This window comes from Thermoleptolyngbya oregonensis NK1-22 (assembly GCF_032705245.1).
In the GTDB taxonomy this organism is placed as follows: domain Bacteria; phylum Cyanobacteriota; class Cyanobacteriia; order Elainellales; family Elainellaceae; genus Thermoleptolyngbya; species Thermoleptolyngbya sichuanensis.
In genome coordinates, this window is the sequence record NZ_CP053540.1 from 3,461,086 (window position 1) to 3,484,620 (window position 23,535).

The following is a 23,535-nucleotide window of genomic DNA, read 5'->3' on the forward strand; positions in this document are numbered from 1 at the left end:
TCGCGGGCTGCACCCACAAGAAATTGTCCAACTGCGTCAGTCCTCTCGATTTTTGGAAGCGTGGAAGACCCGCGCAGCCCACCTCTGGGCGCAGAAACCCATTTCATAAATCACTCAGGGCTGCTATAATTCATGATTGTCTGTAAAAATTGACTTTGCAGCGCTCGATGCAGCCTTGCCGGTGTAGCTCAGTGGTAGAGCACTCGATTCGTAATCGAGCGGCCGTGAGTTCAAATCTCATCACCGGCTTCTATCCCGAAACCCTTTAAGCTAAGTAGTTTCAAGGGTTTTTCGCAACGGTCACCATATCAAGGGCTACGGCGATCGCCCTCAGCATTCCCAGATGTATGTGCTGCCAGAGAGGCACGCCCAGGCAGAGGCGTTTTTGGCGGCTTGTCAGGATGCCCACGAACGGCTGGCGCAGGTGAGCTAGCTGATTGAGGGCTTTGAGACTCCCTATGGCATGGAGATGCTGGTAACGCTGCATTGGGTTGCTAAGGAAGACCCAGCCGCTGCGGAGGATGTAGAAGTGGCGATCGCCCTGGTTCACAAGTGGAGCGATCGCAAGCGCCAGCTCTTCAAGCCCCAACATTTGCAAAAGGCATGGCAGTGCAAAAGGCATGGCAGCGCCTATCAGAGCAGGGTTGGTTCCATTTATCCTCTTTGTAAAGCCAATTAGCGGCAATTAGGCGTTATCTTGCTGGATGCTCGTCAAGACTTCCTGGGGCGTTTTGCGACCGTTTGCCGTCCGGTCAAAATCGGCATCAAGACTGTCTCAACCGGAACCGTCGCTAAGGACACCCCACACCCTGAACAGGCTCCCAACCGATGCCGCTCGACCTCATCGGGGGCGCTCCGCCAGTCCAGGGTTTGACCAGGATGACCGTCTTGTCTCCCTAATGGCCGCTCACTTTTGCGACGTAAGCTCCGAGTACGTTTGCCAAACCCGTCGCCGGCAGGCGGTTTACTACTGTTTCGACTGTCTTTACATCATCAATTCATGCTTTTTGCGGAAGGGCGATCGCCGCTAATTTTTCGGCTATCTCGACCCCATGCGCCGATAGTATTCCCCTACGCGCTGCTGCCACTGGCCCCAGTATTGGGCGATCGCCCCCGGTTCAAACCAGAAAACCTCGGCGGGCTGGTGGGGAATGGCCACTACCAGCATGGCTTCGCGGATGTGAATCTTCTCGGCTTCGCAGTAATGGTTCACCGCGCCGCAGTAGGCCGCCAGTTGCAGTGGGCCGTCATACAGCCGCTCGATAGTGCCCTTGGGGCGATCGCCCGTTTTCCAGTCCAGCACGCAGGGCACACCGCGATAGCTGGCTACGCAGTCCACTTTGCCTGCATAGCCCAGGTCATAGTGAAACACGGGCGCTTCTAGCAGCCGCACGTTCTGGATTTCTGCAACAATCGGCTCCAGGCTTTCCCAGTAGGGGCGCACGGCATCGGGACAGGTGGGATGTTCGCCTGCCAGATAGCGGCGGATGTGGGCGTGGGTCTGGCTGCCCCGACGACTGGCGGCGGTGGCGATGCGTCCTGCCTCCTCTGCCCCCAGGCGATCGCGCCATTTTGCCAGCGCCTCTCGTGCCTCTGGTGGCTTGGTGGCGTTGAGGATCGTGCTGACGCTGGGGAGCGATCGCCCCGCCGCATCGACCAGATAGCCCCGCCTCGCCCGCTTCACCACGACAGAATTCTTGTAAACGCCGTTCGCCAAATTGCCCGTCGAACCGATCTTAGCCCGTCTAAACCCTGAAGCTGGGCAGGAGCGCGATCGCCCTTAAACTGGAACCTCAACGATGCAGGAGCGGCAAATATTAGGGACAGCAAATATCCGGGGCGGCAAATATTAGGGGCGATCGCACAGTCTTCCTTTCGCTGCACAGTTGGCTGAACAGTTGCCTTTAGTCACTCATGCGGTGCAGTCTTTGCAAAAGACTCATCACTTCGCCCGGATTGTGCGTAGGCACTAAACGGCTCCAGTCCCGGACATGGGCAATGCCAGCGCCGTGCAGGCGGGCGATCGTGCCGCTCACCCAGTCCGGTGCGCCAACCAAAATCATCTTGTTGTAATGGGAACAGGCTTTGGCGGCACGGGGCGTGGGTTCATCAGTAGGGAATTCTTCTGCCATAGAGCGATGTATCCAATTGGTGACATCTGCAATCATAGCCTATTTGTCTCCAGTTGGGGACATTTACTCCGTCAAAACCCTCTGACACGATGAGGGCATGGGTAAAGCAGGCAATGCGCTAAGAACTGTTCTAACCACCTATGGCATTAGCCAAAATCGCCTAGCCGTAACGATGGGCATTAGTCGTGGCACGGTCAACAATTGGTTTAACGAAACGCGAGATCCCACCGCAGAATCAATTCCTGCGATTGTGGCGGCGTTGGACACGCTCAATCCAGCGGCAGCACGGGACTTTTTGCGGCTGTATCTGGACGAATATTGGGCCAGGCGATTGGATTAACCCGCTGAGGGCATGGGCAAACCGTCGAGTTCTCCTGCGTGGTGAGCAGGAGAACAAGAGTCGCTTAAAGTTCCTCACCGCAAATCCAAAATCGCAATCGATCAAATTCCTAAAATCCCATTGCCTGCGCGACGGCTTCTAACTCCGGCGCAATGCCGCCTTTGAATTGGTTTTCGCAATGCTTGATGGCGGTGTCAGGGTCTTTTAGCCCGTTTCCTGTGAGGACGCAGACGACGGTAGCTTCCGCAGGCACGCGATCTTTTACCTTGAGCAGGCCTGCTACAGAAGAGGCGCTGGCGGGTTCGCAGAAAATACCCTCGCGGCTGGCCAGCAGGCGGTAGGCGGCCAAAATTTCTTCGTCGGTGACGGCGTTGAACTCGCCTTGGCTGGCATCTCGGACGGCGATCGCCTTTTCCCAGCTTGCGGGGTTGCCAATGCGGATTGCGGTGGCCAGCGTTTCGGGATGGGGAACTGGGGCCCCGCTGACCAGGGGCGATGCGCCCGCCGCCTGAAAGCCCATCATCCGGGGCAGGCGATCGCACTTGCCTTCCTGGTGATATTGGCAAAAGCCCATCCAGTAGGCGGTGATGTTGCCCGCGTTGCCGACGGGAATGCAGAGCCAGTCGGGCGCAGTGCCCAGCACGTCCACAATTTCAAAGGCGGCGGTCTTTTGCCCCTCTAGGCGGTAGGGATTGACCGAGTTCACCAGCGTAATCGGGTAATGCTCTGCCATGTCGCGCACAATTTGCAGCGCCCGGTCAAAGTTGCCCTGAATCGCCAGCACCTCTGCGCCATAGAGGAGCGCCTGGGCCAGCTTGCCCACCGCCACATAGCCATCGGGAATTAGCACAAAGGGACGCAGCCCGCCCCGTCTGGCGTAGGCGGCGGCCGCAGCGGAGGTATTGCCCGTGCTGGCACAGATCACTGCTTCGGCTCCGGCTTCCTTGGCTTTGGAAATGGCCATGGTCATGCCCCGGTCTTTGAAGCTGCCCGTCGGGTTCAGCCCGTCGTATTTGACAAACACCTGCACGCCGCGACCAATCTCTTGGGCGATCGCCGGAACGGGGATCAGCGGCGTGTTGCCCTCTAGCAGCGTCACCACGGGCGTTTGCGCCGTCACGGGCAGATAGCGGCGATAGGTTTCGATCAGCCCGCCCCAGGCAGCCGCGCTGCTGGCAGAACTTGCAGGTCGGTCAACAGGTTGAACCAGATGAGAATCAGAAGTCAGGGTCACGGCAATATCACTGAGCGTAAGTTTGAAAAGCGGTGAAAAGCGGTTTTGCTGAAAAGCAGTTTTATTGAAAAGTGGCGTTGGTTTCAGGCAACTAATTGGGCAAAACAGGAGTCTCTTAGCTGGAAGGTCGATTTTGAAGATTCAGATTGAGATTCAGACTGAGATTTAGTATTTCAGTCTCAACCCCGCTCCAAAAAGCTCGGACTGCTGAATCTAGACGCTGTGTTCAAAAGGCTATCTCTAAAAGGGTGCTACAAAACTCGTTTCAAGATTCCCATTTTCGCCTATAGTGGCTGAGGCTTCATCAGACTCGGACTCGATTCAGACTCAGGCTCGATTTGAAAAAGCAGTTTGAAAAAGCGGTCTGAGGAAGGCATGTTCAGCAAGCGGGCGATCGCACAAGGCAATCGCATAAGGCGATCGCACAATTGGAGTGAGATGAGGGACGGAGTGAAATGAGGGAAGGAGCGAAATGGGGGATGGATCTCAAGTCTACCCGCAGAGGGCTTGCTGCGTAACCCATGAGAACAAGTGCGACTGAGTGCGATCGCGCTGCCGTTTGGTCGGGACGCTGACCAGTGCCCAAACTGCCACATTCTGCGGTGGGTGCATCAATTATTTGACTAGGATCAATCTTTAGCACTAAGTTAAGATTACTTAATGGTGTGAGTGAGTACAAATGACTAGCGCAACTTTGCATCTGTCTTTGGATCAGGTTTCTACTGGTCAATCGGTGAATGTTTCTGTGGATGCGTCTGTTTCTCCCATTGTTGGTGACGTTGTTGTTGGTAACGTTGGTGACCGAGCTATGCTAGATAACCCCGCAGTTGAGAGCGATCGCAGTCTTGTTTCAGCCGCCCCCGCTCCAGAGCTGAACAAGCTTCCCTACGACAAAGCCCATCAGCTTGAGCTGTTGCACCTCCGCGCCGAGGCCGAGGCCCTGCTTCAGCAGCTCCAAATTGAAAAGCAGCGCAAGTTGGTTTCCGCAGGCAGCTAAATTTTAGCCTCCAGGTTTTAACTGGCTTTCCAGGATTTCAAAGCACCTCAGCCCTGTCAGCGTGTGCGGGTCTCAGTTTGCCGCATCTCTTTTGAGAAGGGCTACTGAGCTTGTTCCACCCTGGGTCGATCCTGGCTCTACGTCTTGGGCTAAGGATCTTCAGCCAAGCCTTTAGAATTCCAGATACTGACGCGATGTGCAATTTTCAATCTGCCCTCATCCCTCCTGCCCTCATCCCTCAACCCCTTCTCCCAAGTCGGGAGAAGGGGAGCAGCGAGGCTTGAAGTCCCTCTCCTGCTCTGGGAGAGGGATTTAGGGTGAGGGGGATCGGCAAAGTTGCATATTGTGTAAATACTGGCAATATACCGACCATTTAGGCTTTGCCTGAACCCTCCATGCCTTCATCGCTGCATTGGGTTCAGGCAAAGCCTTTTTCAGGGTGAAACGAAGTCGTTGGGCGCTATCTGGCGACGCTACCCGCCAATTTTATCCGCCGACGTTAATCGTGGACTTGACCTCGATTTGTCCGGCATCATTAACCGTCCAAACGTCGTAGCTGCCCACCACGTCACCCTGCTCGTCAAAGTCCAGGCTGCCGCTTGCCCCCTGAAAGTCTATGTCTTTGCCCTCGCGAACAAGTGCCAGCGCTGTGCAGATGTCGGTGGTTTGTTCACCGGGGGGGTTAGACACGCTGCGAATGCTTTCTTTCAGGGCGGGGCCACTGCCGCTCTTGGCTGCTTCTGCTGCCAGAACGAGGATCGCCGCCGCGTCCCAGCTATTAGGGTCATAGACCTGTGGGTCACGGTTGAACTTTTCTCGGTAGCGATCGCGGAAGTCGTTTAGCCCCGGGCCACCTGCACTAGGGGCCGTGCCCATCATGCCCGCCACGATGAACTTACCGTCGGCCGTCTTGCCGACTAGTTCCGCCAGGTTGTCGGTCTTCATGCCGTCGGTGAAAAGCACCTTGGTCGTGCCGTCGAGGAAGCCCTGCTCCTGGGCGGCTTTGAGAATGATGCTGCCCGATTCGGGATAGGCGATGATCAGCACGGCATCGGGTTTGCTGCCAAAGGCGCTGCCCACTTCCGAGTCAAAACTGGTGGCGTTGGGGGCGTATTTGGTGGGGTTGGATTCGTTGACGACCGTGCCGCCCAAGGCTTTGAAGGCAGGCACGAAGGCCTGGACGAGTCCGTTGCCGTAGTCATTGTTGATGGCGAGGATGGCAATCGTTTTGATGCCTTCCTGATTGGCGAGCTGGGCTAGCGCGTCACCCTGGAAGGTGTCGGGGGGCGCAGTTCGCAGCCAAAAGCCGTTAAATTCTCCCTTCTTCGCCCGCTCGGTGAATACAGGACTGGTGCTGGAGGGGGAGATTTGCACGACCTGATTTCGCACCGCGATATCCACAGCAGCGCTGGAGACGGAACTGGCGGCCGCGCCCACCACTGCGCCGACTCGATCCACCTCAGCCAGCTTGGTCATGCCCGACGCCCCTGCGGCTGGATCAGTCTGGTCGTCCTCGGACACCAGTTGCACGGGTTGCCCCATCACGCCTCCACAGGCATTGACGGTTTCCACCAAGAAACCGACGCTATCTTGCATGGGCTGTCCATATTGGGCCAGGTCGCCCGTGACAGGCAAGAGCGTCCCCAGTTTCAGCGCACCCGATCCGCCTGCGGCCGGACTGGCGGCTGGGCTAGAAGTACTGGTCGGCGTAGGCGGTTGGCAGGCGGCTGCGGCCAACAGGAGGGCGATCGCCCCGCCTCGTCCCAGCCAGCGCAGCCCCAATGTGCCTGAACCATTGGCTAATGGGCCTGGGTGGGTTAGAGTCTTAAATTTTGGAGTGGTCGTTTCAGTAGAGTTTGCAGAATTAGCAGACCGAGACTTGGCAGACTTGAACGATGTGAAGCGTTTCATCATTGCACCATGCTCTCCTATGGTTCTCCTAAAGTCGTCTATGGATTTTAGCTTGAGTGATGCCGCAGCAAAGTCAGTCGATGGGTTTATTAACCCAACTGGTTGGCATCCTATAACGCTTAGGACTCACGCAGTTGGACGACTCCTCGCGGGCGCAGCTCACGAGAAATCGCCCAAAACCCAGAAAACGTATCGCAGGTGCTTAAGTCCTGGCGCTTTCAACGATAGGAGAAAAAGCAGGTGGTGTCTTTATGGAAAAGTATGGACTGGACGTATGGTTCTTGCAGGCTGCGTGCTACAGGCGGTGTGCTACAGATGCGTACTACAGACTGCGTACTACAGACTGCATACTACAGGCTGCGTACTACAGGCCGCGTAACACAGCGGAACTATAGGCGGGGCAAGAGTTCGGGTAGCAAGTGGGCAGGTACGGTTGAGAGCGCCTGATTTTGCCCCGCTGTTCCAAACAGTTCGTAAAAGGCTTTCAGGGTTTGCAACACGCTCTGCATCGCCGCTTGCCGCAGTTCCGGCTGGTGCTGCCATCGGGTGGCGGCCTGGAGATGGTGGTGCAGCGCTTTTTCGAGGGGGGCGACCTCTGGCGCAGTGCCCAAGAGCCGGGGAACCTGGGTGGCAATGTGGAAATAGGCGAGGCCGAGGTTGTTGTGTGTGGTGGCGGGGTCAAAGCTGAGCATGGCTGGGCTGGATAGCGCTTCGAGCTTTGCTACGCCCTGCAATGCGGCTTCGTAAGCCTGGATGGCTGCCTGGAGCTTTTGAAGTTGCTCTTGGGGGCGATCGCCCAGACACAGCGCCAGATGCCAGAGGGCCGTGCCCAGGTTGTTTTGCGTGGCGGCAAAGGCAGCCGGAGCCGCATCCAGGGTGCGCTGCTGAAGCGATTGACGATAGGCGGCGATCGCCTTGGGCAGGTAGACCTCTGGCTGCTCGATCTGCGCCAAACTCCACAGCGCCGTGCCCAGGTTGTTTTGGATCATGGCGTAGCTCAGCGGCGGCTGGCTATTGGGATATTTCAGTGCTTCCTGATAGGCGGCGATCGCCCGCTTCAGAGACTCTTTGGGCTGGTGGTGCTGCGCCAGATTCCAGTAGGTCGTGCCCAGGTTATTCTGCGTCGAGGCATAGCGGGCAGGATCGCTGCTGGCATCCCGATAGCGCAGTGCCTCTCGGTAAGATTGCGCCGATTTCTGTAAATTCTCAACGGGCTGCTCGTAGCGGGCCAAATCGGCGTAGGCTGCCCCCAGGTTGTTGTGCAGCATGGGATAGCTCTGGGCCTGGGTGTGGGTGTCCAGCTTTTTGAGCGCGAGTTGGTAGGACTGGATCGCCTGCCGCAGGTTGGGCAATACCTGGTCAGGGGCAGACGAGTTGCGCGACAGCAGCCAGCAGAGATTGCCCACGTCATTCAGCAAATCCGTCCACAATGGCGATTTATCCGGCAGGCGCACCATCACCTGCTCGTAGGCTTGCAGCGCAGCCATCAGGGTGGGCAGACTGGTATCGCCCTGCTCAATGCGATCGCGATAGGCATCCCCCAGCGTGCGATAAGCGTCCTGCAATTGAGCCGCTGAGGCCGACTGTCGATGCAGATGGGCAATTTGCTCCAGCAGTCGAGTGATCTGTGCGTCGGGATCGGTCGGCGGGGCTAGGTTCGCCAGCGGCGGCTGGGGCGGGGTCGGTGGGCTGGCTGACGAGTCTGCTGGAGGGGTTGGCGGTTTTCCGATGGCCGCCGATGTCGCAGGCGATCGCCCAACGGAAACCGAGGAGGGAGTCGGAGTCTGCGCGGCATCTAGCCGAAACGAGCCAGAAACGGGGCTAGACGACGGTTTGGCAGCAGCAGACGAGGCAGGCGGCGGAGCGGCAACTGGGGATGCAGGTGGTTTGGCGATCGCCGCAGGGTGGGCTGATGAGGCTGCTGGGGACTTTGCAGAGGAGTTCGCAGAGGAGTTCGCAGGCGAGGCGGGGCGAACCGTTCCAGTCGGGGCCGCAGGTGGAGCAGACGGGGCGATCGCCCAGGGATTCACAGGAGGACTTGCGCCAGCCTCGGCGGGTCGTTTGGATTCTGGCGCTTTGGCGCTCGGTGTCTCAACTTTTTCAACTTTTTGGGCTACATCTACCTTGGCAGGCGCTTGTGCAGCGGGCGGGGCTTTCTGGGGCGTGGGTTGTGTCACAGCGCGAGCCGCAGGTGGCGAAGAGGCGGCGCTATTGGACAGTGAATTGGGCGACGGATTGGGCGACGGGCTGGGCGGGCGTTTGTCCGCGGGCGCTGTGCTGACGATGGGGGTCATCGTTCTGGGTGGGCGCGGGGTCGGCTCCCCAACAAACTCAAACACGCCCGTTCGACAGCGCCAAAACTCCAGCGCCGACTGGGGCAACAGCCGAAACCAGGGCTGCGGCATCCAAAACAGCAGGCTAGAATCCAGCACGGGCAGGCTGCGCTCGATGCCCTGCAAATGGGTGATGAACATGCGCTGAGTAGTCGGAGACTGGCGCGTGAGTTGCTCGATCCCCAAAAACTGAAAGGCGGGCACGGGCGAGCGCCGTTTGCCATTCATCGGCGGCGGCGAATCTGCCAGCCATTGCGCCACCTGCACGATCGGATTGGGGTCAGACAGGTTGAGATCGAGCGTCACCAGCCGGGGATAGCGGCGTTCTCCCACTTCCCAAAAAGCGCGATCGCCCTGGTGAATCGGCGACGGGTTGGAGAAATCTGCCTGGAGTTGGGAGGCAAGGCGATCGCGCAGGGGCAGATCATCGCATACGGCGATAAATACCTGTCGGCGCAGATTCAGGCTCAGCGCCAGCTTGAGCCGCAGGTAGCTTTGCTGATTAAAGGTCAAATTCTGACGAGGGGAACTCTGGCTCACGGGAGGGAACGGCAAGAACGGCAGCGGTGAGATTTGGACGGTCGCAGGCTTGTTGCAGACTTGTTGCAGGCGGGACGGCGAGAACGAGGCGGGTGAGAAACGGGGCGATTGCACTACTCAGTTCTTCGCCTCAGGAAAATTCCTATCGGGACAGGATCGAGACAGGATTGACAATTCAACCCTAAATTCAACCCATTAACGGGCATTTCACTGATTCCAGAAAGTGACCGAGACGCATTCAACCGCCCGTCCGTTCCCAGCAAATTTCACATAGGACTTCCAGACACTTCACCAGCAATCCAAAATCGCAATCAGTCACGCTCCACGCGGGTCACGTTCCACACTGGATTCATGCCAGAGATTTCACACAAAAAGGCTCCAGCGTTGCAGCGATGCCGCCAACTGGAGCCTACGATTCAAGACAAATATTCAAGAGAAATTCTGATCAGAAACCTGCCGCATCAGGGCGTGCTTCAATCGTCAACTTTCGTCAACTTTTCTCAGTCGATTTTTCTAGAGTCGATTTTTCTAGATCGAAGAACCAATGCCTGCGTAGGCACCATAGAAAAACAGACCCACGATTGCAATCACGCCAAGGCCCGCAATCGTCCCGACAACCCACAGCGGAATTCTGCCATTTGACAACATAATGTCTCTCCGAAACTCTCCTAACCTGACCAAAAACACAGCAAAATCGAATCTGAAATCTGGATACTAGAACAGCTTGTTAGCTGGTATGAAAACTCATTTCGGCTAACAAGCGATCGCCCTAGTTGAAGAAGTAGCTAGAAAAAAGAATACCAACCGTGAACACCAGCAGCAGACCCAGATACAGGGACGTGCGGTTTAGCTCGACAGGCTGGTTGTTTGGATTCGGTGTGCGTTCCATGTTGCTCTCCTATCGCTGGATAAACTGCATTGCGGCGATCGCCCCCAGGAAGAACACTGAGGGAACGGCCAGCGTGTGAACCGCCAGCCAGCGAACGGTAAAAATAGGGTAAGAAACAGGCTGATTGGGATTGTTGCTCGTCATAATAAACTGTCGCTTGCTACTTCAAAAATTCCTGGATTTGCTCTTTTGCCGTGAACCGATCTTGCACAATGGGCAGTTCTTGACGCTCTTGCGTGAAGTATTCATTCGGACGCGGCGTGCCAAACACGTCGTAGGCCAAACCCGTGCTGACAAACAGCCATCCAGCAATAAACAAAGCCGGAATGGTGATGCTGTGAATTACCCAATACCGGATGCTTGTAACAATGTCTGAGAATGGACGTTCTCCAGTGCTGCCAGCCATTCAGATCCCTCCCAAAGAAACTACGAAATCATAACTTTTATCATACGAGAGCAGGGGAAGAGTCACAACCTTGTAAAGCTATCTCTTGCTCATCGCTGTAGATTCGACATTAGATTCAGCATTCGATCAAACTGCGTTGGCTAAGCTGCTTTGGCAGCCGCGTCTGCATCGTAGCGCAATAGGTTGCCCTCTTGGCCGAGAATGAAACCACGCTCCGGTGAATCAAACACGATTTTGTAGAAGTTGGAAGGCACGTCTTCGACCGCGCGATCCTTTTGCCAGGTTTGTCCACCATCGTTGCTGTAAAGCAGGTTGCCGCTGCCGCCCGCGACCCAAATCTCGTCAGGAGTTCGATAGGCCAGATCGAGCAAGCCCCAGCTTGTGGCAAACTCCGGCGCGACCTGCTCTCCCCAGGCTTCGTAATCTTCGGAATCGCTGAACTGCACCAGCCCACCCCGCGCCAGCAGCCAGAGCCGACCATCTTTAGCAAAGCCCATATTCTGCAATCGGCGGGAGCTGGTTCGATTGTGCGGCTGCCAGGCATCCTGACCCGGCTCCCAAGTGGAGTAGAAGTTTCCACGGGCCGAAACCGCCACATAGCGCCCATCGTCCGACCGAGAGATGTTGCGAACTACGCCGACTGCTTCCTGCACCAATGCCTGCCAGGAGCGTCCGCCGTCTTTGGTTTGGTAGATGGCTCCGATATCAGTGGTCATTTCAGCAGTCTTGGGGCCAAGCGCTTTTACCGTGTTTGGCGAACCCGGTAGCTGGGCGCTCAGCGGCACCCGCAGCCAGGACTTGCCGCCATCGGTCGTGTGCAGCAAGATTGAGGGTTGCCCCGCGATCCAGCCTTCCTCTCCAGCAAAGCTGACGGATGTGAAGCTGTAGGACAAGTCATCGCCCAGATCGAGCGATCGCAGTTCCCAGGTTTTTCCACCGTCCTGCGTTTCCAGCAGCGTCGCCGATTTGCCCACCAGCCAGCCGTGAGGCGAATTGCCAACAAACGCCACGTCTGAGAGCGTCGCAGTGGTTGGCAACTCGACCACCTGCCAGGGGTTAAAACTCATGGATGGCAGGTAGCCCCGGGAGCATCCGGTAGACAGAACCAGAACCGCCAGCAAAATGAGAATGCGTCGGAAGGAGAGGAGAAGTCGATTCATCGAACTGTTGGGCGCTGTGCGCGTTGGCTAACGTTGAATAGGAGGTTCACTGAGGGGTTTGGGGCTGGAATACCTCTGAAGCGGGCTTGTCGAGTGGAGTCGCCAGAGCGGAGTCGCTGTATATGACTCCAAAATATATGACTCCAAACTTCTCCTACTGCAAGCCGTAGAGGCTGAGGAAAAACAGAACGGCGATCGCCAGCCCACCAAAAATCAGCAAATTCTTCTGACCCGGTGTGAGCGTGTTCACGCCAAATCCGTAGCCCAGGTTTTCCTTGAAACCAGAGGGGCTACCCGCTGGCCCGATGTTTGTAAACCGAGCGGTGCGGGCCCCGCAAACGGGACAGCGCCAGTCGGTTGGCAGTTCTTCAAACGGGGTTCCGGCTGCAATTTTGCCCAGGCTATCGCCTTTGACTGGCTCATAGATATAGCCGCAAGCGCCGCACTCGTGGCGGTCGAGCGTTCTTGGATCGATTGCCTCTGCACTGCTTTCTACACCACTCATCGCTCTACGGGCCTCCCCTGGCCAAGATGAGAATTTATGTAAATGATTATGACACAGCGGGGGATCGGTGGAGGGGGGGTATGAAGAACGAAGAAGGAAGAAGGAAGAACGAAGAAGGAAAAATGAATAGGACTTACGCAGTTGGATAATTTCTCGTAGGCGCAACCCGCGAGAAATTGTCCAAAATCCAAAGAGCTTATCGCAAGGGCATAAGTCCTGACGAAGAAGGAAAACCGAAGAAGGAAGGTGATGCGCTGGGTGTTCAGGATTTTTTGTCGCTGCTGCTGGGGCCGAAGGCGACGAAGAGCAGGCAGAGGATGCCCAGGTTGATGAAGACATCGGCAAAGTTGAAGATGGGGAACCGGATCAGGCGAAAGTCTAGGAAATCGATCACTTCTCCTAGCATGAAGCGGTCGATGCCGTTGCCGACTGCGCCTGCCATGATCAGCCCGTAGCCCAACTGCTCCCAGCGAGGCAGCCGTGCCCCCCAAATTGCCAGCGCTGCTAGGGCCAGACTGACCCCCAGCGACAGCCATCGCAGCCAGCTTCCATCTTCGCTAAACCAGCTAAAGGCTGCGCCTTTGTTGGTGACGTAGGTGATGTGAAACACACCGGCCCAGAGCGGGATGGTTTGGGGTGGATCGGTGAGCGTCATGTTTTGGGCGATCGCCATCTTGGTGATCTGGTCAAAGACGACCCCCAACACGGCTGCTGCCCAAAAGAGAAAGTTTTTAATCGGCATGGTCATTTAGTAAGTCAAGCGCAGCCAGAGAGAAGCGGAGTGCCGTCAGGCAAGAGGGTCAGTTTGCAGAAATTTAGATTTGCATCAGTAGAACAAGAGATGTCGCAGGGCAAAGGAGATGACCGTGACGGCGCACAAAATTGCCAGTTGCCCCAAGAGTGGCTGGAGGGAATGCAGGATGAGAAGCTGGCCCAGCGGCAGCGTGGGAGCCAGGAGCCAGTTGCTGGAATGGGCGATCGCCAAATAGGTCATACCCACCAGATGCACCGTCACCAGCCCACACAGGCAGCTAAAAGCCAGCGACTCCAGCCGGGGCGGCACGCGAAACGCCAGCGCTCCACAAATCCACGCGCCAGGGATGAACCCCAGCAAATAGCCAAAGCTGGGACGATGAATATACTCCAGCCCGCCGCCTTGGGCGAAGATATTGAACCACGTCAGCCCCAGCAGCACGTAGGCAATCTGAGACATGGCTGCTGCGTTGCGCCCCCCCAGACACCCCACCAGCAGCACCGCCCCAAGCTGAAACGTCACCCCCAGCGAGTGCGTTTGCAGTCCGCTGTGTGCCCACTCCCACGGGGCATTGGTAATCGAAGCCCGAAGAAACGTGCCGCCAATCGTCAACACCAACCCGATCAGGGCCCAAAGCAAATCGGTGGGGGCGATCATGCGACGCACAGGCAGCCTGGGGGTAGGAAATGGCAGCGGACGGAGACGGGTTCGTAGATGTGTCAAGCGATTGCCCAAAACCTCAGACTCTATAGTAAGCCCGAACGAGAAATAGAATGACAGAACTTACGCACTTGCGATAGGTTGTCTGGATTTTGGACAATTTCTCGCGGGCGCAGCCCGCGAGAAATTGTCCGACCGCTTAGGTTCTAAATGAATCTGGAGGTTTGGATTTTGGGTTTTAGGGACGAAGGGTTGAGAGATGCAGTGGCTGGGTTAGCGTCGGGACGGGGATGGGGGGCGGCGACTGGCCGTGAGGGCGGCAGGGCGACGGCGCGGAATTTCGTGGGTGTAAAAATCTTGCGCCATGAGGGTGTTTGGGAAAATAGCGCGGGCCTCGGTGAGCAAATCTTCGAGGGCGATCGCATTTCCAGGGGCATAGCGCGGGCTGAAATGGGTCATAATGAGCTGCTGCACGCCCGCATTCAGCGCCACCTGCGCCGCCATGGTGGAGGTGGAATGGAGCCGCTGATAGGCCAGTTCGGCATCTTGATGGGCAAACGTCGCTTCGTGAACCAGCACATCGGCATCCCGCGCTAGTTCCACCGCACTGTCGCAGTAAATGGTGTCTGTGCAATAGACAAACTTGCGCCCGATTTGCACCTCGCCGCAGAGATCTGCGCCATTGATCTGGCGGCCGTCGGGCAGCGTCACCACTTCCCCCCGTTTCAGCCGACCATAGAGCGGGCCAGAGGGAATGCCCAGCGCCTCGGCTTGTTCTACGTTGAACCGGCCGGGTCGGTCTTTTTCTGATACGCGATAGCCAAAGGCTGGAACGCGGTGCGTCAGCGCCTCGCAGCTCACCACATACTCGGCATCTTCAAACACCACGCCCGGTTCGACCGTGTGAACCTTGACGGGATAGGAGAAGTGGGTCTGGGAATAGCGACCGCAGGCCCGCAAATAGTCATCCAGCTTCGGCGGGCCATAGACATCGATGCGCGTGGGGTTGCCCGCCAGCCCAATGCTCGACAGCAGCCCCATCAGCCCGTAGATGTGGTCGCCGTGCATGTGGGTAATAAAAATGCGGCTGATCTGGCTGATGCGGATATCGCTCCGCAAAATCTGATGCTGAGTGCCTTCGCCACAGTCAAACAGCCAGGTTTCTGCCCGCTGCGGCAGTTGCAGCGCGATGCTCGACACATTGCGCGATCGCGTTGGCACCCCCGAACTGGTTCCCAAAAACGTAATTTGCAAAGCCCGACTTTATCCCCCATGCTCAACGTGTTTCATATCCGACTGGGCAAGTCAGTTGCAGGCTATATGACTTGCCCAAAGCTTACTCTTTCCCTTTTATATTGCACCAATCTCGCAGGCTTCTGGATCTTGCGCTGATGCTAGGCATTGTTTTGGGCACCTCGAAAAATTCAGATCCTCTTGAGAATGGCTACGAGAAAAAAGGGTTTAAGACTCCTAAAATTCTCAATAAGGCAATTAATCGAGGTGCCCATCTGCTTCCCAAGTCAACTCTCAGAAAATAGGGATTCTTTTAAGCCTGAGTAGTTACCTTCAATCATCAGATTGCCAATGGCGATCGCCCGCGTTGAGATTTCGTCGTTGGGCGATCGCTCTAGGTAATCCGCCAGCGGTTGCAGGTAGGGATCGCCAGTCTTCTTCACTACGTCGCAGTAGCCCTCACATACCTCATATATGAGAATGCTGGCAAGATGATGGGATGGGCGCAAAGAACAAAATCAAGGATCTCTTGGACCAGCAGGGCATTACCCGATATCGCTTTTGGAAAGATACCGAGCTGAGTCGCGCAACGGCTGATCGCCTCTGTGATGGTTTGGCCCCTAAAGCAGCGAGGGACGGATCTCGGCGGCCCGCTGCAACAGCTTGCGATACTCGCGGTTGCTGACGATGTAGGCTCCAAAGCGGGCCAGGTGGGGGTTCATCATTTGCGCGTCGAAGAGGATAAACTGGCGATCGCGCAATCGCTCCACCAGCTTCACCATCGCTACCTTCGACCCGTCGGGAATTCGATAAAACATCGACTCGCCAATAAACGCACCGCCGACAATAATCCCCAAAATGCCGCCCGCCAACTCATCGCCCTGCCAGGTTTCAAAGCTGTGAGCATAGCCCGCGCGATGGAGTTCCTGATAAATCACCTTCAGTTCGCTGGAGATCCAGGTGGTGTCGCGGTCGGCGCAGCCATCTACAACCTCTGAAAAGGCGCGATCGATCGCCACCGAAAAGCGGTTTTGGTTCAGCACCCGCTGGAGCGATCGCGGATACCGAAACCGATCATCCAGCGGGATCAGCGTCCGCTGCTGGCTGGAATACCAACCCAGCGAGTCGCCCGTGTCTTCTGCCATCAAGAAATATCCCTGGGCATAGCGCTGGACGATCGCCTCAATGTCATACTGATACCAGGTCATACCCTCATCCTACGGAACAGACTGCGAAATCGCTGAGTCAGGCGCGAAGTTATTTCAAACGCGACTTTCAAACGCGAATCTCAAACACGAATTTCAAACGCGACGTATTTCAAGCTTGTCTCAAATTCGTCTCAAAAACTTGTCTCAAAAATTTGTCTCAAAGTTGCATCAGACTCGAAGTTGCCTCAGAATTGCTTATGGCTGAACCGATCCCAGCAATTACCCTGCCCGTGGCGACCCATCCCCAGCAGGAGGGCGAATGGCTCCAGGCGGCGCTGCACCGCTGGCTCGACGAAGAGTTTATCCCCGAAGCAGTGAATGCAGAGATTGCCCGACGGGCGGCGCAGGTGTTTGTGCGACATCGCATGGAAGGGGAAACAGATTTGGGGTCGCTGGTAATTGCCTTGGTGACGGAAATGCAGGCGTTTGACTTTTCCCACAGTTTTTTTAGCGAGTTTGCTGTGGCCAATGCAGTCAGCGATTTGCTGCTAGACAGTCTGGGGATTGATCGCTGCTGCGGCGGTTGAGTAGGGCGCAGGCTGGACGCAGGCTTAGTGCAGACTTAGTGCAGGCTTTCTGACCAGTTTTAAGGATTCCTTAAAATTGCGCGGGCGATCGCCCTCAATCTGTTTCGACCAATTTGGTAAGATTGGCCTGAAGATTCACCGCGAAAAATTCATGGCCTCCATGATTCAGGACACCCCAGCGCTAGATAGCAAGCTGCTTCAGACCGATGTCAAGCTCGGTCGCGTGCTGCTGGTGGAAGACGAAGAACTCATTCGTGAGACGATTAAGCTCGCCCTCAGCGACGAAGGCTACGACGTACTTGTGGCAGAGGATGGGCGGGCCGCGCTGGATATCATGACTCGCGCCGACGACGGCGAGTATGCCGAGTTTGAGATTGACCTGATCATTTTGGACTTAATGTTGCCCTACGTGAACGGATTGGATCTGTGCCGTCTGATCCGCCACAACGGCAGCACTGTACCGATTCTCATCCTCAGCGCCAAAGGCAGTGAAACCGATCGCGTGGTTGGGTTAGAAGTGGGCGCAGATGACTATCTCACCAAGCCCTTCGGAATGCGGGAACTGATTGCCCGCTGTCGAGCGCTGCTGCGTCGCCATCGCCAGGCCCAGCCCCAGATTGGGGATGCAAATCTGAGGTTTCAAGACATCACCTTGTTTCCGCAAGAGTGTCGCGTGACGGTGCGCGGTGAAGCCATCAACCTCTCGCCCAAAGAGTTCCGCATCCTGGAACTGTTTATGACCCATCCCCGGCGCGTGTGGTCGCGAGAGCAGCTCATCGAAAAGGTTTGGGGGCCTGATTTCATGGGCGACAGCAAGACGGTGGATGTCCACATTCGCTGGCTGCGCGAAAAGCTAGAGCTAGACCCCAGCCACCCCGAATATCTGACTACGGTGCGCGGGTTTGGCTATCGCTTCGGCTAAGCGCCCTGGGGCGGCTGATTGGGGACGTTCAGAGGTACTCTCAAAGGATCTGCGGTGGGTATTCTCGATTTCTTGCTGGGGCTGCTCATTGGTTTGGGGCTACTATGCTGGCAGCAGGTTCGCCAGCGCCAGCGCCTCACCCGACTGCTCCGGGAGCTGCGGGCCGCAGATGTGGAAACTTCTCCCTTTTCGGCTACGTCTCAGCTTGCCCTGACGGTGGCCCGCCAGCAGCGGGTTCAGCAGCAGTTGGAGGCGGAGGTGTCTACCTACCGCTCTATTTTGGAGGCTGCGCCCGTTGGCTATCTCCATCTCGATGATGAAAACCGCCTGGTCTGGTGCAACTCTGAAGCGCGATCGCTCTTAGACCTCACCCCCGCGCCGCTGAACCAGTCCGAAAGTCCTCGCCTGCTGTTGGAACTGGTGCGCTCCTACGAGCTAGACGACCTCGTGGAGCAAGCCCGCAATTCCAAAACGCTATGCCAGAAAGACTGGGTGTTCTACCCCGTCAGTCCAGACGTGTTGCAGCTGACTCGCCAGCGCTCTTACGTGCTGCGGGGCTATGCGGTTCCCATGCCCAAGCAGCATGTCGGCGTGTTTTTGGAAAGCCGTCAAGAAGCGGTGCAGCTCAGGCAGCAGCTTGATCGCTGGGCTTCCGATGTCGCCCACGAGCTAAAAACCCCCCTCACCTCTATCCGACTGATTGCCGAAACACTGCAAACTCGGCTCGATCCAGCGCTGCGCGGTTGGGTCAATCGGCTAATTGGGGAATCTATTCGTCTCAGTGACCTGGTGCAAGACTTGCTAGACCTGGCGCTGATCGACCGCGAATCGTCTCAATGCCTGCATCTGAGACAGGTTAATCTGCCCGACCTGGTGCAGGCGGCCTGGCTCAATCTGGAGCCGTTGTCTCGCAAAAAGCAGGTGCAATTGAGCTATCAGGGGCCCGAGTCTTTGCCGGTGCAGATCGATGAGGCCCGAATTTATCGCGTGCTGATGAACTTGCTAGACAACAGCATTAAATACAGTCCGCCCTGGGAAACGGTCACGGTACGAATCAGCACAGGCCTTGCAGAAGAGTCTACCCACAGTCGCCCCGAAACGGGCGTTTGGCTGGAGGTGTTTGATGCAGGAACCGGGTTTGCGGAGCAAGACTTACCCCATGTGTTTGAGCGGTTCTATCGGGCCGACCCAGCGCGATCGCGCTTGCCACCCAACCGCTCTGCCAGTTCCGAAGCGTCGAATGCATCTCATTCAAATTCATCTCATTCGAGTGAAGCCGAGCCATACCACCGCACCAGCAGCGGTCTGGGTCTGGCAATCGTTCGGCAAATCGTGGAAGCCCATCAAGGCATGGTGCTGGCCAGCAACCATCCGGAAACAGGCGGCGCGTGGCTGCGGATTTGGCTACCGCAGGACGGGCTAGAACCGGAGCCTCACAAACAGCCACCGGACGAGCTGGAAATCAAGCTCTATGAAGAGCCAAGGGCTGATGTGGGTTCCGCAAGCCGATTGGAATAGAGCAGATTGGAATAAAGCAGAACAGAGCCGTGCTGGGATCACGCTGGCAAACCACTGAGCTTTAATCCACTAAGCTGGAACAAACCTCAGCGCAATGCCATTCATGCAATAGCGAAGACCTGTGGGCGCAGGTCTGCACTGTTCGGTCGTGGTTGTCAGGATTTACCCAATCTCATTCGAGCGCCCCAGGCTATTGCTCTTGCATCAGGCGCAGATAGTTTTGCTGAAGCTGAAAGTGGTTTGCCGACAGGTTTTCGGTCAGGTCGCGCTCCACGTCGCAAATCTGCTGCCAAAACGCAGCCGATCGCCGCCCTGCCACTGCCTCTCGCCACAACATTTCCAGCAGATTAGCCATTGCCGGATTCGATTCGGCAATTTGGGCTTTCAGTTGATCAAACGCATCGTTGGCTGCTGCATGAGTTTGTAGATCTTGCAGCAGGGTGATGCATTCCGCCAGGGCTTGCGTCATCGAGTCGGAAGAAGCATAAGTCATGGGGGCGCTGTGAATTATTTCTTACAAGTTTTACAATTTCGTAACATTTACTTCATTATGGGGGTGGGCAATCGGGATTCGCAACCCGCAGATTTCTCAGGTTTGCCCATCCGTACGACAGCTACATCCCAAAACGCTATTTGGGTTATGGTTGAAAACACGCGGGTATAACGCTTTCTTAGGCTTCCGCCGTCCTCACTGTCAAGATACTTTCATCAGCAAACAGTTTCATGGGCAAGCAGCGCGTTCTCTCTGGCATTCAGCCAACGGGTGAGTTGCACTTGGGCAACTACCTCGGAGCCATTCGCAACTGGGTCGAAATTCAGGAAGACTACGACAGCTATCTATTTATGGCGGATTTGCACGCCATTACTGTGCCCCACGATCCCACACGACTGGCCGAAAGCACCTACAAAGTCGCCGCATCGTACCTCGCCAGCGGCATTAGCCTAGAACACGCCACCATCTTTGTGCAGTCTCATGTGCCCGCCCACGCAGAGTTGGCCTGGCTGTTGATGTGCATTACGCCGCTGAACTGGCTGGAAGACATGATCCAGTTCAAGGAAAAGGCCGTGAAACAGGGCGAAAACGTCGGCGCTGGCCTGCTTAGCTATCCCGTACTGCAAGCGGCAGACATCCTGCTATACGAACCTGACAAAGTACCCGTCGGCGAAGACCAGAAGCAGCATCTAGAACTCACCCGCGACATTGCTGCCCGACTCAACTACCAGTTTGGCCGCGAGGATGCGCCGATCCTGAAGCTGCCTACGCCGATGATTCGCGCTGAGGGCGCAAGAGTAATGAGCCTGACCGACGGCACGAAGAAGATGTCAAAATCTGACCCGTCAGAGTTGAGCCGAATCAACCTGCTGGATTCGCCCGAAGAGATTCAGCGCAAGATCAAGCGCTGCAAAACTGATCCGATTCGCGGACTGGAGTTTGACAATCCTGAACGCCCGGAATGCACTAACTTGCTGACGCTTTACATGATCCTGTCGGGTAAGACGAAGGACGAAGTGGCGAAGGAATGTGCCGAGATGGGCTGGGGGCAGTTCAAACCGCTGCTGACGGAGACGATGATTACTGCACTGAAGCCGATTCAGGATCGCTATCACGAGATTATGGGCGAACCGGGCTATTTGCAGCAGGTCTTGCATGAGGGCAAAGAAAAGGCAGAGGCGATCGCCAATATCACGCTAACCAAAGTGAAAAAGGCGCTGGGATACGCTTTGCCCGTTTGAAGGGGTCAGGGAGATTGCTCCGCAGCGCTTGCGCGAACAGGGGTCGGGCTATGAATCTTGATCATCCTTAGTTAAATTGCCCCTGAAATCTCGATGCCCCAAGTTATTAGAATCCGCTGATTATGGTTACCTCTTCATCCCTGCCTGCTGAACCCCGATCTCTGGCTCCTTCAACCCGCCTGCAAGCGGCTGCCCGGTCTGGAGAATTTTTGATCACTGCTGAGGTGATGCCGCCGAAGGGCTGCGACCCGACGCATATGCTGCAAATGGCGCATTTGCTGAAGGACTGGGTGCATGGGGTAAACATTACCGACGGCAGTCGGGCGGTGCTGCGGATGTCGTCGCTGGTGTCGGCGGCGCTGCTGCTGCGGGAGGGCATCGAGCCGATTTATCAGGTGGCCTGCCGCGATCGCAATCGGATCGGGCTACAGGCAGACCTGATGGGGGCGCAGGCGCTGGGCATTCGCAATGTGCTGGCGCTGACGGGTGACCCGATCAAGGCGGGCGATCATCCAGATGCCAAGCCCGTGTTTGACCTGGAATCGGTGCGGCTGCTGCGATTGATCGGCAACCTCAATGCGGGGCTGGATATTAACGAGAAGCCGCTGACGGATGGGGCGACCAGCTTTTTTGCTGGGGCAGCGGTCGATCCGCAGTGTCCAAGCTGGTCGGGACTCCAGCGCCGATTTGAGCGGAAGGTCGAGGCGGGGGCGCAGTTTTTCCAGAGTCAGTTGATTACCGATTTTGACCGACTGGACAAGTTCATGCACCAGGTTGCGGCGGGCTGCAATCGGCCGATTCTGGCAGGCATTTTTTTGCTGAAGTCTGCCAAAAATGCCCAGTTTATTAATAAGAATGTGCCCGGTGCCCAGATTCCCCAACACATCATCGATCGCCTGGAAAAAGCGGCCCATCCGCTAGAAGAAGGTGTGGCGATCGCCGCTGAGCAGGTGCAGATGGCGCGGCAACTCTGCCAGGGCGTTCACATGATGGCGGTGAAGCGGGAAGACCTAATTCCAGAGATTTTGGCACGGGCGGGGTTGGGAAAAGTATCAGCGGTCAAAAGTTAGGCTGCTCTAGCAAAAATACCAGCCTTACCTGCCACGCTTCTCCCTCGCGCTCCAGCACGATTTGCCGCAGAAATTCGCGGAAATAGGCGCGGCGCTCAGACTCTGACAGGTCAAGCCAGAACTGAGGCAGCGAGATGACCTGGGCGATCGCCCTCAGGTTTGCTGGAGGTAATTGGTCGATCTGGGTTTGCAGGCGGGCAATTTCGGTTCGCAGCGTATAGGCGCGGAGGTCGGCAGTTTGCTGATCCAGAATGCCCTGCTGCACCAGATCGGGCAGTTGACCCAGCCAGGTTTGGCGCGTGTGGATCTGAGCGGCGATCGCCTGCTGCATCTGTTCCACATCGGGCAGGGGTGTGCCCGAAACTAGGCGCGGCAGGTCGCTGCAAATGCGCTGGAAGGTGGCTTGCAGCACGGACTCGTAGGCGATCGCCCCACATTTTTTCGCACGGGGACAGGCCGCAGGGCGCAGGTAGAGATAGCTCTGGGACTGGCGGGGGCGCGTCACGCTGCACACCCGCAAAGCCGACTGGCACTCGCCGCAAGTGACCAGCCCAGAGAGCGATCGCGGGGCACTGGCGGCCCGGGGCGGCAACTTGCGATTTCGCCGCAAAATGCGATCCACCTGGGCCGCCTCAGCCCTGGGCAAGATCGCCGGATGCGTATCGGGCACGACCTCGCCTGTGTGATATTCCAGATCGCCGCGATAGACCGGACTGGTGAGCCAGCGCTTGCCCGTGGAGCTAGAAATTTTCTTGTTGTATTTCTGCTGCAAATAGCGGATGCTGCCGCGCAGCGAACCATAGAGCAAAAAATGGTCGAAGAAATCCTTGACCACTGGGGCCGTCGTCCGATCCAGCACGTAGCGATCCTTGCCCCGCCGATAGCCATAGGGCGCTTTTCCTGGCGGCGGCTGGGCCTGGATGCGGTTGCGGGCGTGGCCCTGCTGAATGCGCTGGCGATGCTGGGCAGACTGGAGCGTTTGAAACTGCTGCAACAGTTCCGCAGGCGAGGGCGCAGGAGCCTGGGGATCAGCGCCTGCAATTCGTAGCGGAATATGGAGCGCCTCTAGCTCGGCCAGGCGATCGCCCACCTCCGCCACCGACTCGCCCAAATCCGATAGCTGACGAACCAGCACTGCGTCCGGCGGGTTCTCCTGGCAATCCTGCACAAGCTGTTGCCACTGCGGTCGATGGGCAGCGCCGGGGGGGATGCCGTTTTCACCGCGATTTGTCGCAGGATTCGAGGCAGGATGATCCGTCGCAGCATCCAATCCTGAGTAATCCTGGTAGACTCGATCTGCGATCGCCCACCATGCAGAACCACCAGCGGAATCATTAAAGGAAACCTTAAGTGATGCATTGGGTACAGTCTCGAACCTCGGATCAGCGTAAGAATAAGCGATGATTTTCATGGTGTTTTTCCTAGCACCATTAAAAACCTCCTAAAATTATCGAATAATCCA

Annotated in this window: 25 protein-coding genes, 1 tRNA gene and 2 pseudogenes; 9 read left to right on the top strand and 19 right to left on the bottom strand. The window is 56.7% G+C overall.

Annotated elements, in window-relative coordinates; genetic code table 11:
- The first annotated feature begins 177 nt into the window (after nucleotides 1-177).
- Together HNI00_RS14655 and HNI00_RS22175 are read left to right on the top strand one after the other, a co-directional pair.
- Nucleotides 178-249 (top strand) — tRNA-Thr (locus tag HNI00_RS14655).
- A 49-nt stretch (nucleotides 250-298) separates the two neighbouring features.
- Nucleotides 299-669: pseudogene (locus tag HNI00_RS22175) on the top strand (type II toxin-antitoxin system antitoxin DNA ADP-ribosyl glycohydrolase DarG); the annotation flags it as partial.
- Between the two features lie 42 nt (nucleotides 670-711).
- Here HNI00_RS22175 and HNI00_RS22180 read toward each other — a convergent pair.
- The 3 genes and pseudogenes from HNI00_RS22180 to HNI00_RS14670 all read right to left on the bottom strand — a co-directional run.
- Nucleotides 712-930: pseudogene (locus HNI00_RS22180) on the bottom strand (hypothetical protein); the annotation flags it as partial.
- 109 nt (nucleotides 931-1,039) lie between these two features.
- Complete coding sequence (locus HNI00_RS14665; RefSeq protein ID WP_316787362.1) at nucleotides 1,040-1,717, bottom strand: PD-(D/E)XK nuclease family protein; 678 nt, start codon at nucleotides 1,715-1,717, stop codon at nucleotides 1,040-1,042.
- Nucleotides 1,718-1,904: 187 nt separating this feature from the next.
- Nucleotides 1,905-2,132, bottom strand: coding sequence for a hypothetical protein (locus HNI00_RS14670; RefSeq protein WP_316787363.1), 228 nt, complete (start codon nucleotides 2,130-2,132; stop codon nucleotides 1,905-1,907).
- A 97-nt stretch (nucleotides 2,133-2,229) separates the two neighbouring features.
- On the opposite strand from HNI00_RS14670, the gene HNI00_RS14675 reads away from it, so the two are divergent.
- Nucleotides 2,230-2,472 (top strand): helix-turn-helix domain-containing protein, encoded by a 243-nt coding sequence (locus HNI00_RS14675; protein WP_316787365.1) that lies wholly within the window; start codon nucleotides 2,230-2,232, stop codon nucleotides 2,470-2,472.
- Nucleotides 2,473-2,581: 109 nt separating this feature from the next.
- On the opposite strand, the gene thrC is transcribed toward HNI00_RS14675, so the two are convergent.
- Nucleotides 2,582-3,682: a threonine synthase gene (thrC, locus tag HNI00_RS14680; RefSeq protein ID WP_225906889.1), complete on the bottom strand. Its 1,101-nt coding sequence runs from the start codon at nucleotides 3,680-3,682 to the stop codon at nucleotides 2,582-2,584.
- Nucleotides 3,683-4,514: 832 nt separating this feature from the next.
- On the opposite strand from thrC, the gene HNI00_RS14685 reads away from it, so the two are divergent.
- Nucleotides 4,515-4,703 (top strand): hypothetical protein, encoded by a 189-nt coding sequence (locus HNI00_RS14685; protein ID WP_068507289.1) that lies wholly within the window; start codon nucleotides 4,515-4,517, stop codon nucleotides 4,701-4,703.
- Between the two features lie 486 nt (nucleotides 4,704-5,189).
- Here HNI00_RS14685 and HNI00_RS14690 read toward each other — a convergent pair whose 3' ends face one another.
- The 13 genes from HNI00_RS14690 to aat all read right to left on the bottom strand — a co-directional run bounded on the left by HNI00_RS14690 (nucleotide 5,190) and on the right by aat (nucleotide 16,302).
- Complete coding sequence (locus HNI00_RS14690) at nucleotides 5,190-6,485, bottom strand: ABC transporter substrate-binding protein (protein WP_316787367.1); 1,296 nt, start codon at nucleotides 6,483-6,485, stop codon at nucleotides 5,190-5,192.
- 518 nt (nucleotides 6,486-7,003) lie between these two features.
- Nucleotides 7,004-9,601, bottom strand: a complete 2,598-nt coding sequence (locus tag HNI00_RS14695) for a tetratricopeptide repeat protein (RefSeq protein WP_316787368.1) — start codon at nucleotides 9,599-9,601, stop codon at nucleotides 7,004-7,006.
- Nucleotides 9,602-10,015: 414 nt separating this feature from the next.
- Entirely contained in the window at nucleotides 10,016-10,135 is a 120-nt protein-coding gene (locus HNI00_RS14700; RefSeq protein ID WP_068507269.1) for a photosystem II reaction center protein J, read from the bottom strand.
- Between the two features lie 121 nt (nucleotides 10,136-10,256).
- Nucleotides 10,257-10,376, bottom strand: coding sequence for a photosystem II reaction center protein PsbL (locus HNI00_RS14705; protein ID WP_172356706.1), 120 nt, complete (start codon nucleotides 10,374-10,376; stop codon nucleotides 10,257-10,259).
- Nucleotides 10,377-10,385: 9 nt separating this feature from the next.
- On the bottom strand, nucleotides 10,386-10,520 hold the full coding sequence (psbF, locus tag HNI00_RS14710) for a cytochrome b559 subunit beta (protein ID WP_068507271.1): 135 nt from the start codon (nucleotides 10,518-10,520) through the stop codon (nucleotides 10,386-10,388).
- Nucleotides 10,521-10,536: 16 nt separating this feature from the next.
- Entirely contained in the window at nucleotides 10,537-10,782 is a 246-nt protein-coding gene (psbE, locus tag HNI00_RS14715; RefSeq protein WP_297086041.1) for a cytochrome b559 subunit alpha, read from the bottom strand.
- 140 nt (nucleotides 10,783-10,922) lie between these two features.
- Nucleotides 10,923-11,942, bottom strand: a complete 1,020-nt coding sequence (locus tag HNI00_RS14720) for a photosynthesis system II assembly factor Ycf48 (protein WP_316787369.1) — start codon at nucleotides 11,940-11,942, stop codon at nucleotides 10,923-10,925.
- Between the two features lie 154 nt (nucleotides 11,943-12,096).
- Nucleotides 12,097-12,447: a rubredoxin gene (locus HNI00_RS14725; RefSeq protein ID WP_297076072.1), complete on the bottom strand. Its 351-nt coding sequence runs from the start codon at nucleotides 12,445-12,447 to the stop codon at nucleotides 12,097-12,099.
- A gap of 262 nt (nucleotides 12,448-12,709) precedes the next feature.
- Entirely contained in the window at nucleotides 12,710-13,189 is a 480-nt protein-coding gene (gene lspA, locus HNI00_RS14730) for a signal peptidase II (RefSeq protein ID WP_068515795.1), read from the bottom strand.
- An 84-nt stretch (nucleotides 13,190-13,273) separates the two neighbouring features.
- Complete coding sequence (locus HNI00_RS14735; protein ID WP_297076104.1) at nucleotides 13,274-13,858, bottom strand: biotin transporter BioY; 585 nt, start codon at nucleotides 13,856-13,858, stop codon at nucleotides 13,274-13,276.
- Nucleotides 13,859-14,134: 276 nt separating this feature from the next.
- Complete coding sequence (locus HNI00_RS14740) at nucleotides 14,135-15,115, bottom strand: ribonuclease Z (protein WP_172356698.1); 981 nt, start codon at nucleotides 15,113-15,115, stop codon at nucleotides 14,135-14,137.
- Between the two features lie 266 nt (nucleotides 15,116-15,381).
- Nucleotides 15,382-15,537 carry a hypothetical protein gene (locus tag HNI00_RS14745; RefSeq protein WP_316787370.1) on the bottom strand — a complete coding sequence of 52 codons (156 nt, stop codon included), beginning with the start codon at nucleotides 15,535-15,537 and terminating at the stop codon, nucleotides 15,382-15,384.
- A gap of 177 nt (nucleotides 15,538-15,714) precedes the next feature.
- Nucleotides 15,715-16,302, bottom strand: a complete 588-nt coding sequence (aat, locus tag HNI00_RS14750) for a leucyl/phenylalanyl-tRNA--protein transferase (RefSeq protein WP_316787371.1) — start codon at nucleotides 16,300-16,302, stop codon at nucleotides 15,715-15,717.
- Between the two features lie 197 nt (nucleotides 16,303-16,499).
- Here aat and HNI00_RS14755 point away from each other — a divergent pair, with 197 nt between their 5' ends.
- The 3 genes from HNI00_RS14755 (at nucleotide 16,500) to HNI00_RS14765 (ending at nucleotide 19,269) form a co-directional block, all read left to right on the top strand.
- The gene (locus HNI00_RS14755) at nucleotides 16,500-16,829 is read left to right on the top strand and encodes a hypothetical protein (protein WP_172355545.1); all 330 of its coding nucleotides are present in this window, start codon (nucleotides 16,500-16,502) and stop codon (nucleotides 16,827-16,829) included.
- 160 nt (nucleotides 16,830-16,989) lie between these two features.
- The gene (locus tag HNI00_RS14760) at nucleotides 16,990-17,751 is read left to right on the top strand and encodes a winged helix-turn-helix domain-containing protein (protein ID WP_420156367.1); all 762 of its coding nucleotides are present in this window, start codon (nucleotides 16,990-16,992) and stop codon (nucleotides 17,749-17,751) included.
- A gap of 54 nt (nucleotides 17,752-17,805) precedes the next feature.
- Nucleotides 17,806-19,269, top strand: coding sequence for an ATP-binding protein (locus HNI00_RS14765; RefSeq protein ID WP_316787373.1), 1,464 nt, complete (start codon nucleotides 17,806-17,808; stop codon nucleotides 19,267-19,269).
- Nucleotides 19,270-19,459: 190 nt separating this feature from the next.
- Here the strand turns inward: HNI00_RS14765 and HNI00_RS14770 are convergent, their stop codons facing one another.
- Complete coding sequence (locus HNI00_RS14770; RefSeq protein ID WP_316787374.1) at nucleotides 19,460-19,762, bottom strand: hypothetical protein; 303 nt, start codon at nucleotides 19,760-19,762, stop codon at nucleotides 19,460-19,462.
- Nucleotides 19,763-19,992: 230 nt separating this feature from the next.
- Here HNI00_RS14770 and trpS point away from each other — a divergent pair, with 230 nt between their 5' ends.
- Together trpS and HNI00_RS14780 are read left to right on the top strand one after the other, a co-directional pair.
- On the top strand, nucleotides 19,993-21,003 hold the full coding sequence (trpS, locus tag HNI00_RS14775) for a tryptophan--tRNA ligase (protein WP_297076093.1): 1,011 nt from the start codon (nucleotides 19,993-19,995) through the stop codon (nucleotides 21,001-21,003).
- Nucleotides 21,004-21,125: 122 nt separating this feature from the next.
- Nucleotides 21,126-22,073 (top strand): methylenetetrahydrofolate reductase, encoded by a 948-nt coding sequence (locus HNI00_RS14780; RefSeq protein WP_316787375.1) that lies wholly within the window; start codon nucleotides 21,126-21,128, stop codon nucleotides 22,071-22,073.
- Here the strand turns inward: HNI00_RS14780 and HNI00_RS14785 are convergent.
- Entirely contained in the window at nucleotides 22,063-23,484 is a 1,422-nt protein-coding gene (locus HNI00_RS14785; protein WP_316787376.1) for a recombinase family protein, read from the bottom strand. The genes HNI00_RS14780 and HNI00_RS14785 overlap by 11 nt on opposite strands.
- Nucleotides 23,485-23,535: the final 51 nt, after the last annotated feature.

What these genes read in the sequence shown, in the direction of transcription:
- HNI00_RS14670 (WP_316787363.1), bottom strand. Translation starts at nt 2,132, where the DNA reads ATGGCAGAAGAATTCCCTACTGATGAACCCACGCCCCGTGCCGCCAAA.
- HNI00_RS14675 (WP_316787365.1), top strand. Translation starts at nt 2,230, where the DNA reads ATGGGTAAAGCAGGCAATGCGCTAAGAACTGTTCTAACCACCTATGGC.
- HNI00_RS14685 (WP_068507289.1), top strand. Translation starts at nt 4,515, where the DNA reads ATGCTAGATAACCCCGCAGTTGAGAGCGATCGCAGTCTTGTTTCAGCC.
- HNI00_RS14700 (WP_068507269.1), bottom strand. Translation starts at nt 10,135, where the DNA reads ATGTTGTCAAATGGCAGAATTCCGCTGTGGGTTGTCGGGACGATTGCG.
- HNI00_RS14705 (WP_172356706.1), bottom strand. Translation starts at nt 10,376, where the DNA reads ATGGAACGCACACCGAATCCAAACAACCAGCCTGTCGAGCTAAACCGC.
- psbF (WP_068507271.1), bottom strand. Translation starts at nt 10,520, where the DNA reads ATGACGAGCAACAATCCCAATCAGCCTGTTTCTTACCCTATTTTTACC.
- psbE (WP_297086041.1), bottom strand. Translation starts at nt 10,782, where the DNA reads ATGGCTGGCAGCACTGGAGAACGTCCATTCTCAGACATTGTTACAAGC.
- HNI00_RS14720 (WP_316787369.1), bottom strand. Translation starts at nt 11,942, where the DNA reads ATGAATCGACTTCTCCTCTCCTTCCGACGCATTCTCATTTTGCTGGCG.
- HNI00_RS14725 (WP_297076072.1), bottom strand. Translation starts at nt 12,447, where the DNA reads ATGAGTGGTGTAGAAAGCAGTGCAGAGGCAATCGATCCAAGAACGCTC.
- lspA (WP_068515795.1), bottom strand. Translation starts at nt 13,189, where the DNA reads ATGCCGATTAAAAACTTTCTCTTTTGGGCAGCAGCCGTGTTGGGGGTC.
- HNI00_RS14735 (WP_297076104.1), bottom strand. Translation starts at nt 13,858, where the DNA reads ATGATCGCCCCCACCGATTTGCTTTGGGCCCTGATCGGGTTGGTGTTG.
- aat (WP_316787371.1), bottom strand. Translation starts at nt 16,302, where the DNA reads ATGACCTGGTATCAGTATGACATTGAGGCGATCGTCCAGCGCTATGCC.
- HNI00_RS14755 (WP_172355545.1), top strand. Translation starts at nt 16,500, where the DNA reads ATGGCTGAACCGATCCCAGCAATTACCCTGCCCGTGGCGACCCATCCC.
- HNI00_RS14760 (WP_420156367.1), top strand. Translation starts at nt 16,990, where the DNA reads ATGATTCAGGACACCCCAGCGCTAGATAGCAAGCTGCTTCAGACCGAT.
- HNI00_RS14770 (WP_316787374.1), bottom strand. Translation starts at nt 19,762, where the DNA reads ATGACTTATGCTTCTTCCGACTCGATGACGCAAGCCCTGGCGGAATGC.
- trpS (WP_297076093.1), top strand. Translation starts at nt 19,993, where the DNA reads ATGGGCAAGCAGCGCGTTCTCTCTGGCATTCAGCCAACGGGTGAGTTG.
- HNI00_RS14780 (WP_316787375.1), top strand. Translation starts at nt 21,126, where the DNA reads ATGGTTACCTCTTCATCCCTGCCTGCTGAACCCCGATCTCTGGCTCCT.
- HNI00_RS14785 (WP_316787376.1), bottom strand. Translation starts at nt 23,484, where the DNA reads ATGAAAATCATCGCTTATTCTTACGCTGATCCGAGGTTCGAGACTGTA.